16 protein-coding genes are annotated in these 15880 nt (G+C 63.6%); 6 read left to right on the top strand and 10 right to left on the bottom strand.

Annotated features, from left to right (window positions below):
* Positions 1-86 precede the first annotated feature (86 nt).
* From murJ to fabA, 6 genes are all read right to left on the bottom strand, one after another.
* Entirely contained in the window at positions 87-1595 is a 1509-nt protein-coding gene (gene murJ, locus AB4Y85_RS09125; protein ID WP_441984561.1) for a murein biosynthesis integral membrane protein MurJ, read from the bottom strand.
* 181 nt (positions 1596-1776) lie between these two features.
* Complete coding sequence (locus tag AB4Y85_RS09120) at positions 1777-2403, bottom strand: thioredoxin domain-containing protein (protein ID WP_441984560.1); 627 nt, start codon at positions 2401-2403, stop codon at positions 1777-1779.
* Positions 2404-2605: 202 nt separating this feature from the next.
* Positions 2606-4240: a chloride channel protein gene (locus tag AB4Y85_RS09115; protein WP_441984559.1), complete on the bottom strand. Its 1635-nt coding sequence runs from the start codon at positions 4238-4240 to the stop codon at positions 2606-2608.
* A gap of 269 nt (positions 4241-4509) precedes the next feature.
* Complete coding sequence (gene fabI / locus AB4Y85_RS09110) at positions 4510-5340, bottom strand: enoyl-ACP reductase FabI (protein WP_441984558.1); 831 nt, start codon at positions 5338-5340, stop codon at positions 4510-4512.
* A 246-nt stretch (positions 5341-5586) separates the two neighbouring features.
* The gene (gene fabB, locus AB4Y85_RS09105) at positions 5587-6810 is read right to left on the bottom strand and encodes a beta-ketoacyl-ACP synthase I (protein ID WP_441984557.1); all 1224 of its coding nucleotides are present in this window, start codon (positions 6808-6810) and stop codon (positions 5587-5589) included.
* Positions 6811-7029: 219 nt separating this feature from the next.
* A complete protein-coding gene (gene fabA / locus AB4Y85_RS09100) occupies positions 7030-7551 on the bottom strand; it encodes a 3-hydroxyacyl-[acyl-carrier-protein] dehydratase FabA (RefSeq protein ID WP_441984556.1) in 522 nt (173 codons plus the stop codon).
* Positions 7552-7853: 302 nt separating this feature from the next.
* On the opposite strand from fabA, the gene irr reads away from it, so the two are divergent.
* Both irr and AB4Y85_RS09090 read left to right on the top strand, forming a co-directional pair.
* Positions 7854-8324 carry a Fur family transcriptional regulator Irr gene (gene irr / locus AB4Y85_RS09095; RefSeq protein ID WP_441984657.1) on the top strand — a complete coding sequence of 157 codons (471 nt, stop codon included), beginning with the start codon at positions 7854-7856 and terminating at the stop codon, positions 8322-8324.
* 43 nt (positions 8325-8367) lie between these two features.
* Positions 8368-9243 (top strand): EamA family transporter, encoded by an 876-nt coding sequence (locus AB4Y85_RS09090; RefSeq protein ID WP_441984555.1) that lies wholly within the window; start codon positions 8368-8370, stop codon positions 9241-9243.
* A gap of 3 nt (positions 9244-9246) precedes the next feature.
* On the opposite strand, the gene AB4Y85_RS09085 is transcribed toward AB4Y85_RS09090, so the two are convergent.
* Together AB4Y85_RS09085 and AB4Y85_RS09080 are read right to left on the bottom strand one after the other, a co-directional pair.
* Positions 9247-9396, bottom strand: coding sequence for a DUF3096 domain-containing protein (locus AB4Y85_RS09085; protein WP_441984554.1), 150 nt, complete (start codon positions 9394-9396; stop codon positions 9247-9249).
* A 200-nt stretch (positions 9397-9596) separates the two neighbouring features.
* Positions 9597-10127: an SH3 domain-containing protein gene (locus AB4Y85_RS09080; RefSeq protein WP_441984553.1), complete on the bottom strand. Its 531-nt coding sequence runs from the start codon at positions 10125-10127 to the stop codon at positions 9597-9599.
* Positions 10128-10292: 165 nt separating this feature from the next.
* On the opposite strand from AB4Y85_RS09080, the gene AB4Y85_RS09075 reads away from it, so the two are divergent.
* The 3 genes from AB4Y85_RS09075 (at position 10293) to AB4Y85_RS09065 (ending at position 12545) form a co-directional block, all read left to right on the top strand.
* Positions 10293-11285, top strand: a complete 993-nt coding sequence (locus tag AB4Y85_RS09075; RefSeq protein ID WP_441984552.1) for a 2-hydroxyacid dehydrogenase — start codon at positions 10293-10295, stop codon at positions 11283-11285.
* A 249-nt stretch (positions 11286-11534) separates the two neighbouring features.
* A complete protein-coding gene (locus AB4Y85_RS09070) occupies positions 11535-12254 on the top strand; it encodes a Crp/Fnr family transcriptional regulator (RefSeq protein ID WP_441984551.1) in 720 nt (239 codons plus the stop codon).
* The gene (locus AB4Y85_RS09065) at positions 12255-12545 is read left to right on the top strand and encodes a hypothetical protein (RefSeq protein WP_441984550.1); all 291 of its coding nucleotides are present in this window, start codon (positions 12255-12257) and stop codon (positions 12543-12545) included.
* A gap of 26 nt (positions 12546-12571) precedes the next feature.
* On the opposite strand, the gene AB4Y85_RS09060 is transcribed toward AB4Y85_RS09065, so the two are convergent.
* The gene (locus tag AB4Y85_RS09060) at positions 12572-13834 is read right to left on the bottom strand and encodes a flavin monoamine oxidase family protein (RefSeq protein WP_441984549.1); all 1263 of its coding nucleotides are present in this window, start codon (positions 13832-13834) and stop codon (positions 12572-12574) included.
* Positions 13835-13931: 97 nt separating this feature from the next.
* Here AB4Y85_RS09060 and AB4Y85_RS09055 point away from each other — a divergent pair, with 97 nt between their 5' ends.
* Positions 13932-14675 (top strand): sulfate transporter family protein, encoded by a 744-nt coding sequence (locus AB4Y85_RS09055; protein ID WP_441984548.1) that lies wholly within the window; start codon positions 13932-13934, stop codon positions 14673-14675.
* A gap of 58 nt (positions 14676-14733) precedes the next feature.
* On the opposite strand, the gene AB4Y85_RS09050 is transcribed toward AB4Y85_RS09055, so the two are convergent.
* On the bottom strand, positions 14734-15837 hold the full coding sequence (locus AB4Y85_RS09050; protein WP_441984547.1) for a complex I NDUFA9 subunit family protein: 1104 nt from the start codon (positions 15835-15837) through the stop codon (positions 14734-14736).
* Positions 15838-15880 lie beyond the last annotated feature (43 nt).

Here is a 15880-nt window from a genome sequence, read left to right as displayed (position 1 = left end):
CTCCCTGCGACAGCGGGTTGGACGCCGCTTCGCGAATAATGGTCGAGGCGGGGTTATGACAGGGCCGCGCCACGATGCAAGGGGGTTTAAGCGAGGCTCTTCCAGTCCTCACGGGTAATGGCCCCGGTCAGCCAGGCGGTGAGGGCATAGAGCGCAAGGCCGCCAACGCAGAACGCCACCAGAGCCAACGTGCCTGCGGGGTCGAAGACCCGCTGCGCGCCGACGAGGCCGAGGCCCATGACAGCCACCGAGGCCAGGATGCGAAGGAGGCGACCCGCAAAGCGGCGATCCGGGCGCCACAGGCCGAATCGGGCGAGACACCAGATCATCGCGGCGGCATGGACCACGCAGCCCAGGGTGATGCCGAGCGCTATGCCGGTCGCATTCCATGTCAGAGCCATTGCAAAGGAACCGATGAGGGTGGCGGCGATGCCGACGAGCGTTGCGATCAGCGTCTGGCGCAGGGCGCCGCGTGCGAACAGCGTCTGGCTCAGCACCTTGCCGAGGGTCGCGAAGGGAAGGCCGATGCTCAATGCGCCCAGCACCCATGCGGTGCCTTCCGCATCCGATGCCGTGAACGCCCCGCGTTCGAAGAGAACGACGGTGATTGGATAGGCGAGGATCGCGAGAGCAGCACTCGCGGGCAAAGCGAGCAGCAGCGCCACCTCCAGCGCGCGGTGCTGCGCGTCAACGATGGCGGCGGTTTCTCCCTGCCGGTGACGGCGCGCCAGTTCCGGCAGCAGCACGCTCGCGCCGAGCGCGGCGATCAGGCCGAGGGGCAATTGCATCACGCGTTCCGCGTAATAGAGCCAGGAAATACCCGAGGGCCAGAACGAGGCGACCTGCGTGCCCGCGAGCACGAACAACTGCACGGCGCCGCTGGCGACAAGCGCAGGAAAGCCCGCAAGTAGCAGGTTCTTCAGCGTGGAGGACCAGCGCGGGATATGAAAACGGATCGCACGGCTTCCTCGCAATGCGAGGAGCACGAGAATGAGCTGGATGAAACCTGCGAGGCTCGATGCGCCCGCAAGCCATGCGGCTTTCGTTGCGAGCGGAAGGGAGAAGCCGGTTTCCAGCACGACAAGCGCCACGATCAATCCACCATTCACGGCAAGCGGCGCAAGAGCGGTTGCCGTGAATCGTCCGCGCATGTTGAGGATCGCCGCGGCGATGGAGGCGAGCGTCACGCAGAGCACGATGGGGAAGGACAGACGCGTGTAGAGCGCGACGAGGCCGAGCGTCTGCCCATCGTCGCGCAGTCCCGGCGCGAGCAGCAGCGCCAGCGCGCCGGCGCCGATTTCGACGATGGCGGTGACGCCGAGCAATGCCAGCGCGAAGCCGCTCATTACGTCGCCCGCGAGGCGCGCCGCGTCGCGGGGCTCCAACGGGCTCAATCGGGGAATGAGAACCGGATTGAGCCCGCCTTCGCCGACGATCCGGCGCACGAGGTTCGGCAGGCGGAAGGCGGCGAGAAACGCATCCGCCACGGGACCGGCCCCCAGCGCCTGTGCGAACAGAATGTCCCGGGCGAAGCCGAGAACGCGCGAGGCGATGGAGCCGAGGCCGACCAGAAGGGATGAGCGAACGAGCGACATGGTTGCGCCGCGCTTAAACCCTTCCGGGGAGAATGTCTAAGGGATGATCGTTTACTTCTGGTCCTACCCTCGTCATGGCCGGGCTTGTCCCGGCCATGACGACTGGAAGAGGGTCGCGCTTCAAACCATCGGGATCACCGGCACAAGGCCGGTGATGACGTGAAGGGGATAATACGCTGCTTTAGCCGCGCGCCCGCGCAATCGCGTCGCGCTTCTGGGCGAGACGCATGCCGCCGATATAGGCGTCCGTGCCGATGAGGAATGACGGTGTGGCGACGAGGCCGAGCGCGCTGCCGATCCTAAAGGCATCCGTCATCCACTGAGTTGTCTTCTTGGCGTCGGCGATTTCCATCAGCTGCTTGCGGTCGCCGCCGAGGCGCTCGGCCTCGTTGAGCGCTCGCTCGCCGTCGACCGTGCCGTGAAGATTGAACAGGGCGAGATGCAGGGGCAGATAGCGCTCCGGCCCGTAGAGCTGGAAATAGGCCAGGGCCGCCTTCGTCGCCGCGACGGATTGCGGGCTGAGCACGGCGAAATTGATGAGCACATAGGTCAGTTCGGGCTCGGCCTTCAGCAAGGCTGGAAGGTCCTGCGCGGAGCGTTTGCACCAGGGGCAATTGTAGTCGAAATATTCGATCATGATCGCATCGCCGTGAGCATGACCAAGCCGCACAGCGGAAGGCAGGTTCAACGTGTCCTCGACCAGTTCCACCGGCACCATCTGAGGCTCGGGCGCCGATTGCGCCAAGGCGGAAACGCTCGCGCCGGACAAAGCAAGACCGGTGAGGAACGTGCGGCGGGACAAGGTCATCGGGTAGAAACTCTCTTGAACGAGAGCTTGTCGTGAGGCCTGATCGTGTCGAGAGCAAGGCCACGCTTCGCCTATCCCGGTCCTTATGAAAACAGAGTTTCGCAAGCGTTAAGCGTGATTTGCCGGCCATTGGGGAAATTCCGGGAGAGGGGCGGGACAAGTTTTCATGAACCCCTCTTCTCCGGCTTGCTTTCGTTCGAGCCTACTTGCTGATGCCGAGATCTTCGCGGCGCTGAAGGTCCAGGGTGCTCGATGCCAGCGCAAAGGCATCGCGGGCGCGCACGACACCGATCAGGATGTTGTTCTTGGCAGGGTCCATGACGGCGATGGTTGCGCGGTCGTCGTTGCGGAAAATCTCGACGAGTTCTGCCAGATTGGTCTTGGGCGTAACGGCCGGGTTGGTCTCATAGATCAGCTCGGCAGCCACGATGGGAAGCTGTGTCTCCTCGCTCTCGACGACCTCCACCAGGCGGGGATCGATCAAACCGGCGAAGGATCCGTCATGGCGATAGACGGCAGTGCCTCTGGCGCCCGCCGAGGAGACCGCGCGAAGGACGTCGTCGAGATCCGCATTGGCGGCGATCGAGCGCTGGGGCGGTTTGATGATGCTGGTGATCGGGGAGGCGGCAAGCCGCGATACGTCGTGACCGCCTTCGATGGCAAGCCCGCGCTGCTGGAAGCGCCACGTCGCGAAGGAATAGCCGAATAATCTGTCCGTCAGGAACGAGGCCGCTACCGCGCCGATGGCAACGACCACGGACGCATCGAAATCGCCCGTGGTTTCGAGTACCAGGAAGATCATGGTCAGAGGGCTGCCGATGATGCTCGCCCCCACTGAAGCCATGCCGATCACGGCGCACAATGCCGGGCTGACCCAGGGAACACCCGGAATGAGCGTCACAATCCAGGCCACGAGTTGCCCAAGAAGCGCACCGATCAAGAGAGATGCACTGAAGAGACCGCCTCGAAAGCCGCTACCGAGACTTGCTGCCGAGGCAACGGTCTTGGCCCCGAGAAGCCCCAGGGCATGCCGCCCGGCGATGTCGCCATTGACGGCATGCTCGATAGCCGCATGGCCGCTGCCCAGCACGGCGGGGAAGCGGATCGAGAGGATGGTCAGAAGAATGCCCACGGCGATACGGCGCAGGGTCACGTCCCCAAACAGGCGCTTGAGCAGGCGTTCGAAGACCGTGACGAGAAGCATGACCCCGATCCCGAGAGGAGCAGCCAGCAGACCGATCACGAGGGCGAGCGGAAAATCCGCCCAGGACGCACTGGTTCCGAGCGGCAGGTCGAACGGTTTCGCCTGGTCGGTCAGCAGCCACATGGTGATCAAGGCGCAGATGGCGGCAAGGCCGATAGGAGCCAGGGTTCGTTTGGAATAGGTGCCGAGCACAAGCTCATAGGCATAGAGCATGCCGGCAATGGGAGCCCGGTAGGCGGCGGCGATGGCGGCTGCCGAACCGGCTCCTACAAGAATGCGCAGATCCGAGCGCGGGCGTCCCAGCCGCCGCCCGAGCCGGCTGGCGAGCACCGCGCCAAGCTGGGTCACGGCTGCCTCGATGCCGACTGAAGCACCGAACGAGACCGAAGCCAGGATCGGAATGACCACCCCTATCGCATCGAACCAGCTCATGGTTCCACCGCTCAGGGCATTGGCCTCGACGGCGTCGATGGGTTCCTTGGTTTTCCAGCGGGAGAGGAGAGTCGTCAGGAGGGTGACGAGGATTGCGCTGCAGGTCAACGCAACGGCAATGCGGAGGTAGGAGGCGTGATCGGGCAGTACGATCCGCCGTTCCGCGGCAAAGCCCAGCGTCGCACGTTGCGCAAACACCACGAAATACTGAATCGCGGCAACCCCGATGCCGGTGAGGCACCCGACAGCCGCGGCAAGGGCAACGAGACGGAACGAACCGGTTTGGGCTTTCGAACGTCGGGAACGGATGAGAGCCGTGGTTCGAGACTCATTCGTCAGCCTTCGATCATGAGAGGATGTTCGTCGGGAAACGTCCTCGGAGGCAAAAGGTCACTGCATGGTCTTAAAATGAAAATGCCGCCTGGGGAACAGGCGGCATTGGAAAAATAGGCTTTGAATTTGAATGCGGCTCAAGCCTCTTCGCCCGTCACGCCAGCGGCGTCCTGGGCTTTGAGCACGTCGGGGCGCGGCATCGAGATGATGTTGTAGCCGGAATCCACGTAGTGAATCTCGCCGGTCACGCCTCTCGACAGGTCGGAGAGCATGTAGAGGGCAGCGCCGCCCACATCCTCGATGGTGATGTTCTGGCGCAGCGGCGAATGAGCCTTCTGGTAGGTGAACATCAAGCGCGCATCGGCGATGCCTGCACCCGCCAGCGTACGCACGGGGCCGGCCGAGATGGCATTGCAGCGGATGCCCTGCGGGCCGAGATCGTTCGCGATGTAGCGCACGGACGCTTCGAGGGCGGCTTTGGCCACGCCCATCACGTTGTAGTTCGGCATCACGCGGGTGGAGCCGCCATAGGTCAGCGTGAGGAGCGAGCCGCCGTTCTTCATGCGCTTGGCGGCGCGCTGCGCGATTTCCGTGAACGAGAAGCAGGAGATCACCATGGTGCGCGAGAAGTTCTCGCGGGTGGTGACGTCCGTGTAGGAGCCCTTCAACTGCGATTTGTCGGAAAAGCCGATGGCATGGACCACGAAGTCGATGGATTCCCAGCGCTTGTCGAGAGCGTCGAAAGCGGCGTCCACGGAAGCGAGGTCTTCCACGTCGCAGGGGATCACGAGATCCGAGCCGAGGGATTGCGCCAGCGGGGCCACGCGCTTGCCGAGGGCCTCGCCCTGATAGGTGAAGGCGAGTTCCGCGCCCTGCTCCGACAAGGCCTTGGCGATGCCCCAGGCAATGGAGTGATCGTTCGCGACGCCCATGATGAGGCCGCGCTTTCCTTGCATCAGACCGCTCATGTGGGCCCCCCTATGCACAGGCTCTAATGTGGGATGCCGATCGTTAGCAAACCGTGCATCCGGAGCCTTGGTCTTGATTTCAATGAGCGTGTCCATGCGACATCCCCGGTTTAGCGGGACATCGCATGGCGCTGTCTCAGGTTTATGACGACGTGAGAGCTGCTTCCACTGACGTAGAATCGGCTCTCATTTTCAGTTGCCGCACTTTTTTGACGGCGAAACGTATCCACTTCGCCGAAAAATGCTTTACCCGTTGTAACGGCTGAAGACGAGTGTGGCATTGGTGCCGCCGAAGCCGAACGAGTTCGAGAGAACCGTGTCGAGCTTGGCATTGTCGATGCGCTTCTGAACGATGTTCATGTCGGCGAAAGCGGGATCGATCTCGTCGATATGGGCGCTTTCGCAGATGAAGCCATTCTGCATCATCAGCAGCGAATAGATCGCCTCCTGCACGCCGGTGGCGCCGAGCGAGTGGCCCGTGAGCGATTTCGTTGCAGAAATCGGCGGGCACTTCTCGCCCGAACCGAACACCTCGCGGATCGCCTCGATCTCTTTCTGGTCGCCCACGGGGGTCGAGGTGGCGTGCGGGTTGATGTAATCGATCGGGTTGTGCACATCCTTGAGCGCCATGCGCATGCAGCGGATCGCGCCTTCGCCCGAAGGCGCCACCATGTCGTAGCCGTCGGAGGTCATGCCGTAGCCGACGATCTCGCCATAGATCTTGGCGCCGCGGGCCTTGGCGTGCTCCAGCTCTTCCAGAACCAGCACGCCAGCACCGCCGGCGATGACGAAGCCGTCGCGGTTCACGTCATAGGCGCGGGAGGCCCGGGACGGGGTGTCGTTGTACTTGGTGGACATGGCGCCCATGGCGTCGAAGAGGTTCGACAGGGACCAGTCCAGGTCCTCGCAGCCGCCGGCGAACATCACGTCCTGCTTGCCGTACTGGATCATCTCGTAGGCGTTGCCGACGCAGTGGTTGGAGGTCGCGCAGGCCGAGGAGATCGAATAGTTCACGCCCTTGATCTTGAACCAGGTGGCCAAGGTCGCGGAAGCCGTGGAGGACATGGCCTTCGGCACGGCGAAGGGGCCGATGCGCTTGGGGCCCTTGTCGCGGGTGATGTCGGCGGCATCGATGAGGGTGCGGGTGGAAGGACCGCCCGAGCCCATGATGATGCCGGTGCGCTCGTTGGAAACGTCGCCCTCTTCCAGACCCGCATCGCGGATCGCCTGGTCCATGGCCACGTGGTTCCAGGCCGTGCCCTTGCCGTGGAAGCGCATGGCGCGGCGGTCGACGAGGGAATCCACGTCGATCTGCGGCGACCCGTGCACCTGGCAGCGGAAGCCGTACTTCTCGTAGTCATCGGCCTTCACGATGCCGGACTTCGCTTCGCGCAAAGAGGCCAGCACCTCCTGCGTGTTGTTGCCGATGGACGAAACGATGCCCATTCCGGTGACGACGACGCGCCTCATAACCTACCTCTTCATCGGACTTTTGTGTCAGCCTTATCGTCTTCGAAACGTAAGGTCTGCCCTGTCCATTCTCAACCTTAAGCCTGGAGAATGAATCGAAGGACGATCTTTCAATTCCCGGCTGTGCCGCCGCGCGGCAGGGTCGGTTTTTCGAAAAGATCACGGTTTGTCAATAGGATGCATGGTTTGGCGCTGACGCTGGGTCAGCGCCAAATGAACTTAACCGCCGACAGGAGTCTCGGCCTGAAACAGGCCAACCCGCATGTCCTTGGTCTCGTAGATGCGGCGTCCATCGGCTTCGAGCCAGCCGTCGGCGATGCCGAGCACCAGCTTGGAGCGGAACACACGCTTGAAATCCACGCCGTAGACCACCTTCTTCGTGGTGGGCAGCACCTGATCGGCGAACTTCACCTCGCCGACGCCGAGCGCGCGGCCGCGTCCGGGGGAGCCGCCCCAGCCGAGGAAGAAGCCGGTGAGCTGCCAGAGGGCGTCGAGGCCGAGGCAGCCTGGCATCACCGGATCACCGTGGAAATGGCAGGGGAAGAACCAGAGGTCCGGCCGCACGTCGAGCTCGGCCAGCACATGGCCCTTGCCATAGGCGCCGCCGTCCTCGGCGATGGAGGTGATGCGATCGAACATCAGCATGGGCGGCAGGGGCAGCTGCGCGTTGCCGGGGCCGAACAATTCTCCGCGCCCGCAGGCGAGGAGCTCTTCATAGTTAAAGCTGGACTGGCGGGCCATGCCGGGTGCCGATCCTTTCATTGGACTTGTCAAAGCAGCCTCGAACACGCGTCCGAGGCCCGGGATGGAGGCTCTGGTAGCACAGGCTTGGCCATCCATCAAAGGGACCTCGCCCAGGAGACGGCGTTCTCAGCCGGAATTCTTTTTGCCGGGGCCCTTTCCTGAGCCCCGGTCCGGGCATGCTCGTGCGGCTGCCCTTTGGAGCTTCCCCTTTAAGGGGTTGGCACGAGCCTTGCAGCAAAACCCTCGCTTTCCTATGATGGTAGTGATAGAAGCGCTCATTCTTGCAAACAGTTCCGATGATGACCGATCCTCTGTCCGCCTATATCGAGTCCACCGCAACCGCTCCTTCCCGGCGGGGATGTCCCCTGTCGGAGTTGCGGGACAAGTTGCGCCGCGTGGGCCTGCGTCCGACGAGGCAGCGCGTCTCCCTGGGCTGGCTGCTGTTCGGCAAGGGCGACCGGCATATCACCGCCGAAATGCTGTTCGACGAGGCGTCCCGCGCCCGCGTTCCGGTGTCGCTGGCGACTGTCTACAACACCCTGCACCAGTTCACGGAGGCCGGCCTTCTGCGCCAGCTCGCGGTGGACGGATCCAAGGCCTATTTCGACACGAACCCCACCGAGCACCACCACTTCTTCCTCGAGGACGAGGGTGAGCTCGTTGATATGCCGCTCTCCGGCGTCAACGTCACGGACCTGCCCGAGGCACCGGACGGCATGGAAGTGGCCGGTGTCGAAGTGATCGTGCGCCTGCGCCGCAAGGCGGCCTAAAGCCGAACAATCCTCTCAACGGGCGGCGCTACCGCCTTGAAGCATGCCGCTCAGCCACAGCCTCGCTGCTATCCTGGTCGCCTTCATCTGGGGCTTGAGCTTCGTCGTGATCAAGCTCGGGGTCGGCACCATGCCGCCCTTGCTGCTCTGTGCCCTGCGGTTCCTGTTCGCGGCGCTTCCCGCCATCCTCTTCATACCCCGCCCGAAAGCGCCGTGGACGAATGTGGTGGCCTACGGCTTCTTCCTCGGAGTGGCGCAATTCGGGCTTCTGTTCGCGGCCCTTGCCATCGGCATGCCGGCAGGCCTCGCCTCCCTCGTCATGCAGGCTCAGATCTTCTTCACGATTCTGTTCGCGGCCCTCTTCATGAACGAGCGGCCCGGCCTTTATCAGGTCCTGGGCGGCGCAATCGGATTCTTCGGCCTCGTGATCATCGCCGTACCGCGTCTCGCTGGGAGCGGAGCGATTCCCTTCCTCATGACGGTGGTGGCCGCCGCATCCTGGGGCGTGGCGAACATCGTCTCGAAGCGGGCAGGCCGCGTGGACATGCTGGGCTATATCGTGTGGGCGAGCCTCGTCGCGCCCCTGCCGCTCATCGCCCTGTCCCTCTGGTTCGACGGACCGGCGGTAGTGACCTCGGCGCTCATGCATATCGATGGCGCCACCATCGCGGCGGTGGCCTATCTCGCCTACCCGACGACGATTTTCGCCTTCGGCGTCTGGGCCTATCTGCTGTCGCGCCATCCGGCCGCGACCGTCACCCCCTATGCCCTGCTCGTGCCTGTCGCGGGCACGCTCGGCTCGGTTATCGTCCTGGGCGAGGAACTGCACCCCGTCGAGGCTATCGGCGGGGCGGTCATCGTGGCGGGACTGGCGCTGAACGTGTTCGGCAAGCGCCTCTTCAGCCGCCGCCTCGCGTAAAAGTTATCCGCGGATAAACCCGAAGCCCACGAGCGCGTAGACGATCAGGAAGATCGCGACGAAGACATTGAGGAAGCGCGGCGCGACCAGGGAGGCGATGCCGAGGATCAGGGCAAGAATCGGCAGGAGTTTGAAGCTCAGATTGATGGACATGAATCGGGTCTCGATACGGATAACGATACCTTGTTACTAATCCGCAATTCTTGCCAAATCGGAAAAATCCGGAGGGCGATTTCGAGCATCGTGCGCAAAAGTGGCTCCCGGTTTTGCGGGCGAACGATTCTCTGGTTCAAAGAGAAAGCATCGGATTGATCCAAAAAGTGCAGATCCACTTTTTGGTCCGATGCTGTCCCTTACTCGACAGTCTCGTTGGGATAGACGCCCCACAGTTTCACCTGCTGGACATAGCCGTCGATATCCCGCGCGCGATCCATGCTGATCGTGACGCGGCACCATTTGCCGTCGCAGCCCTTCACATTGGCGATGACGCCCGGCTGCAGATGCGCCACGGTACCGCCCTTTTCATCGGCGCGGTCGAGAAGAGTGATCGTCTCGCCGGTCTTCACCCAAGGCATCACGAGGGCCGTGCGGCGGCCCGACAGGAGCGAGTGGAGCACCCAGCCTTCCGTGCCCTCCGAATCGCGGATGCGCCGCCAGGTCTCGTATTCGGCGATGATCTCTACGGGCAGGCCAGCACGCTGGAACACCCAGGCGGTGCGGTGATCCTTGGAGGGGCCTTCGCGCAGGTTCACGCGGTCGGTCTTGAGGCTTACATAGCGGGGCACAGGCAAGCCCGTGCCCAGACGCCCGCCAGGCGGCTGCTGCGCGGTGGCCGACATTCCGCTCAACATCAGAACGGCAATGGCAACGGCGATCTTGCGCATGGTATTCCTCTCGGCGACTTTGTGCTTGTTGAAGCCTCTGGTAGATAAGCTTGGCTGGCGCCGCCAGGCGGCAGCTCATCGCCTTTAGTCGCCGAAAGAGGGTTAAAGGAGAGTGAAAGCTCTCTAAAATCCTTACAAGTCCAGTGCGGGGGAACGCTGAAACCGATGAAGAAGAGACCTGTCGTCGTCGTCACCCGCCGCCTGCCCGATGTGGTCGAGACCCGTCTGCGCGAGCTGTTCGACACCCGCCTCAACCTCGAGGACAAACCGCTCTCCCGCGAGGAGCTGACGGAGGCGGTGCGCGTGGCGGACGTGCTCGTGCCCACCATCACCGACGAGATCGACGCCGCCCTGCTGGAGCAGGCGGGTCCCGGGCTCAAGCTCATCGCGAATTTCGGCAACGGCGTCGACAATATCGACGTGCAGGCCGCCGTCGCACGGGGCATCACGGTCACCAACACGCCCGGCGTGCTCACCGAGGATACGGCGGACATGACCATGGCGCTGATCATGGCGGTGGCGCGCCGTATCACGGAAGGCGCGCGCGTGATTCCGGACGGCGAGTGGTCCGGCTGGTCGCCGACCTGGATGCTCGGCCGGCGCATCACCGGCAAGCGGCTCGGCATCGTCGGCATGGGCCGCATCGGCCAGGCGCTCGCCCGCCGCGCGCGGGCCTTCGGCCTGTCGATCCACTACCACAACCGCCGCCACGTGGCGCCGAAGATCGAGGCCGAACTCGAAGCCACCTACTGGGAATCCCTCGACCAGATGCTGGCGCGCATGGATATCGTGTCGGTGAATTGCCCGCACACGCCCGCCACCTATCACCTGCTCTCCGCGCGCCGCCTGAAGCTCATGAAGCCGGATGCGATCCTGGTGAACACGGCACGCGGCGAGATCATCGACGAGGGCGCGCTCACCAAGCTCATCGAATCCGGCGCCATCGCAGGCGCGGGCCTCGACGTGTTCGAGGAGGAGCCGGCGGTCAATCCGCGTCTCGTGCGCCTTGCGAAACAGGGCAAGGTGGTGCTCCTGCCCCATATGGGCTCTGCCACCCGTGAGGGCCGCGTCGCCATGGGCGAGAAGGTGATCGTCAACATCAAGGCCTTCATCGACGGCCACAAACCGCCCGACCGGGTGCTACCGAGCATGCTGTGATGGTGAGGGGACAGTGAGAGCTATTGAGGTAAGGCTCGTCACACCGCTACTGCAAGCCGGATAGAGCAAAGCGCCCCAACTTTGCGGTCCTTCCCTCCGAGTTGGGAAGCAAAGCGGCATCGCGTCCGCACGTCGCAGGCTTCAGGACTAATAGCCCAGCTAAAGAACCTTCGATCATATAACATATGTGAGTGCGGGACTGGTCATGGACCGGCCAGAAGGGCTGACATCCCTCCATGAAAAGCCTTTATGTCCAACCCTCTCCTCCTCAAGCTCGAACAACGCGACCAGCTTTCCGACGGTGAGAAGCGTGTGCTCGAAAACGCGATCTCGCGCGTGCGGGTCGTCGAGGCCGACGAGGATGTCGTGCGCGAGGGCGACCAGCCCAACGAGAGCATTCTGCTGCTCGACGGATTCGCGGCGCGGTACAAGATTTTCTCCAATGGACGGCGCCAGATCACGGCCATCCATGTCGCCGGCGACTTCGTCGATCTGCACAGCTTTCTGCTGAAGACCATGGATCATGGCGTCCTGGCGCTCACGCCTTGCCGGATCGCCGCCGTGCCCCATGCCACGCTGGAAAAAATCACGGACGAGCATCCGCATCTCACGCGCCTGCTCTGGCTGAGCACGCTCATCGACGGTGCGATCCATCGCGAGTGGCTCACCACCATGGGCCGGCTGTCCGCGACCGCGCAGATGGCGCATTTCATTTGCGAACTTTTCTTGAGGCTGCGGTCGGTGGGGCGCACCGAAGGCGATACGATCCAACTTCCCCTGACCCAGGCGGAACTCGGAGACACTTTAGGACTTTCCACCGTTCATGTGAATCGCGTGCTGCAGGAACTGCGCAAGGAAGGCCTGATCCGGTGGCAGGGCGATGCTCTCACGATCCTCGACTGGAAGCGTCTGGAAGAGGTGGGGGAGTTCACACCGACCTATCTCAGCCTCCAGCACGAGCATCGTTGAATGAAGGACAAATCGACCGCCCCCGACATCACCGTGCAAACCATGTCCGTGCGGAGCGACGGCGGCAGCCATGAAGGCCGGCTTATCCTGGCCAACCAAGATCTCGTCGCGGTCTTCAGCCGGGTCACGGCAGAGGAAAACTCAGCCGGAGCAACGGGAACCGGAGGCTGGTTCCTGGAAGCCGGCTTCGGTCCGTGCAGCATTCTCATGACGACGAACCCGTCGGTCTTCCGAACTCTTGAAGAGGCGATCGCCTGGGTTCAGGAACGGCTGGAGGCAAGGCTTTCCTGAGACAGGGACTTTCCTGAGATCGGGTTCTATACCGGCGCCTTGAGCTGCCGGGCGATTTCGTCCGCCGCGCGCTCGCCTTCCTCCCATGCGCCGCCCGCCGTGCCCCATTGCGCGCGCGACAAAGCCTCTCCCGCAAACCAGATCCGCTCCGCCACCGGCGCCTTCAGGCTGTCGCGAATGGAGGCAAGCCCCGGCGGCACCACGGCCCAGGAAGCGCGTGACCAGGGATCGTTGCGCCACGCAGTGGCGTGCATCACGCTTAATCTGCGGATCGCGCGATGGCCGAAATGCTCCGCCAGGACCTCGCGCGCGAAACGCGCCGGCGCATGGGCATCGCGCTTGTCGAAGGACGCGGCGCGCGGCTGATCGAGCTCGAAGAAATGAAACGGCGTGCCGTCGATGCGCGTAAGCAGGCCCGGCGGCTCGTGGCGTGTGCCCGTAAGGCTCGCAAGTCTGTCGGCGCCATCGAACGGCGAGTCGGGCCAATGCAGAATCACATGCTCGTAGACGCCCTGCGTGAAGCCGTGAATCGCTTGGGCAATCTCGTTCGGCAAAGTGGGCGCGAAGCGGATTGCATCCGCCTGCAGAACCGCCATGGGCGTCGTGACGATCGCGGCGCGGGCCTGCAGGGTACCGGCGGAGGTCTCAATGCGCACGCCCCGTCCCGACCAGTCGATGGCGTGGACAGTTGTGCCGAGGCTCACCGGTACCTGAAGACCAAGGCGCTTCACATAGGCGCCGAGGCCGCCTGCGATGAAGAGATTGTCCGAATATTCCATGCTTGGAAAATCGTGCAGGCTCACCTCATTGAGAGGCCTTCCCGAGACGAGGCCATGAATGGCGGCGACCCGGTGCCCCATCGGCCCCATCATGCCCGGCAGGGCCGTGGCGGCGGCCTGGTCCTCGCGGGCATGGGCTGCACGGGTCATCGCCCGGTCGGCCATGTCGAACGCCCGGTCGAGGGATGCGCGCTGCGCCCGGGTTCCCTTTTTGCCCGCCACGAAGAAATGGCCGTTCACGGGCGCCCGCTTTAAGGGCTCGCCGCGCTCCCGTCCCAGTTTCACGAGCGGGTTGATCGGGCCCGCATGCAGCCAATGGGCACCGAGATCAACGGGATGACCGCGAAAAGCTCGCGTCACCGTGCGCCCGCCCATGCGGCCCCGCGCCTCGAGCATTGTAACGGACAACCCGGCAGCGATCAGCCTGCGCGCAGCAGAAATCCCGGCGCTGCCTGCGCCGACGATCACGACATCCGGTTCCTGGAAAGCTGTTGGGGATTCGAACGGCAAGGTTGTCTCCACCCTCTCGTCATGGCCAAGGGTCGTTCATAAGTAAAGCCTGCGCTTCGCCTCTGCGAGGGCGGCGCTGGAGGTAAAACGAACGACCATGTTGATCCAGTCGGTTTTTGCAGCCGCCCGCGATGTCCTGTCGCCGGGATTGCGGCGCATCCTGTGGAAGTCCATCGGCCTGACCCTGGCGCTGCTCTTCCTGGTGTGGCTCGTCCTGACGCGCCTGCTCGATTCGTTTCTCTCCAGCCACGATCTCAGCGCGAGCTATCCGATTCTCGACAGCATCGCGTTCTTCCTCGCGGGCTTCGGCCTCTTCATTGCCTTCGCCTATCTGTTGCCGGCGGTCTCGGCCATCGTTGCGGGCTACTTTCTCGACGACGTGGCCGAGGTGGTGGAACGCGGAAGCTATCCCGCCGATCCGCCAGGCCGGGCGCTGCCCTTCGGCAAGGCGTTACTTTATGCCTTGCGCTTCGCCGGGCTCGTGCTTGTCGTGAACATGTTCGCGCTGCTGCTGTTCTTCATCCCCGGCATCAATATCGGCGTGTTCTTCATCGCCAACGCCTATCTGCTGAGCCGGGAATATTTCGAGCTCGCCGCCGGTCGCTTCTGGCCAAAGGAGGATGTGGTGCGCCTGCGCATGCAGCATCGCGGAACGATTCTCGCGGCAGGCGCGGTTCTGGCGGGACTCGTGCTCATTCCGGTGCTCAACCTCATCACGCCGATCTTCGGCGCGGCGCTGATGGTGCATCTGCACAAGCGGCTCACGCAGGACCCGGCAACGCGCGCGGCTCTTCGCCGGAACGATCAAGCCTCCATCGCGCAACAATCCGAGCGCATCTGACGACGCGTCTCATCACAAGAGAAAGCCCCGGAAGTCGGTCGACTTTCGGGGCTTGTCTTTAGTGGCTGGAGGACGATCCGACGGCGGGGCCCGATGCGCGCTCCGGATGGAAATCCGATGCGGCTCCACCCGATTTCGGTGCGAGCAGATCCGGTGTCGTCTGCGTCGCGTTGCGCTTCAGATCGAACTGGCCGGTCTTGCGGAAGCGGATCAGGTAGGACGGCACGATGGCCTCGATGGTGGTGGGCGTGATGCCCAAGCCCTCAAGCGTTCGGCCCTCGGCGATTGCGCGCTCGGAGACCACGTTGTCCTTCTCGAGCAGGAGAGCCTGATCGCGGGTCATGACGAGCTCATCCGGCATGAGGCCAAGGGTGAGCTTGTCGAGGGCGCCCATGATGGTGCCCTGGGCGCGGCCCGCCGCATTCGGCAGGGACAAGATCAGCCGCTTGCGTTCCGTGACCTCGCAGGTGAATTCCACGATCTCGCGCAGGGTCTTGATCTCGGGGCCGCCGAGTTCATAGGTCTGGCCGCCCGGCACAGCGCCGTCGACGGCCTTCACGATGGCCTCGGCCACATTGCCCGCATAGACCGGCTGGAAGCGCGTGTCGGCGCCGGCGAGAGGCAGCACCGGCAGCATGCGCACCAATGACGCGAAGCGGTTGAACAGGCTGTCGCCGGGGCCGAACATGAGGGACGGGCGGATGATCACCGCATCCGGCCGCACCTGAAGCAGGCCGGCCTCACCGGCGGCCTTGGAGCGGGCATATTCCGATTCGGACTGGTCATCGGCGCCGATGGCCGAAACCTGGACGAAGGACACGGCCTTCGTAGCCGCCTCCGCGATCAGGCGGGGGGCATTCGCCTGCACTGCATCGAAGGTCTGACGGCCGGTCTCCTTGAGGATGCCGACGAGGTTGACCACGTGATCGGCCTTTGCCGCCACATGGGCGATGGATTCCGGATAACGCAGGTTGGTCTGGATCGCGTAGACCTGCCCGACCTTGCCCATGGGAAGAAACATGGTGGGGTTCGGGTTGCGGGTGGCGACCAGTACCCGATAGCCGCGCTTGGCCAACAGGCTCACCACATAACGGCCGAGAAAACCCGACCCGCCGAACACCGCGACGGTTTGCTGCTCAGGCGTGCGAAGGGCGCCGATCATGAAAGCCTCCTGACCTCGTGAGAGAGGGGCCGGTCAAAGGGGA

The sequence above is a fragment of the Microvirga sp. 2YAF29 genome, assembly GCF_052114605.1.
Classification (GTDB): domain Bacteria; phylum Pseudomonadota; class Alphaproteobacteria; order Rhizobiales; family Beijerinckiaceae; genus Microvirga.
This window is presented reverse-complemented; position numbering and strand designations above follow the sequence as displayed.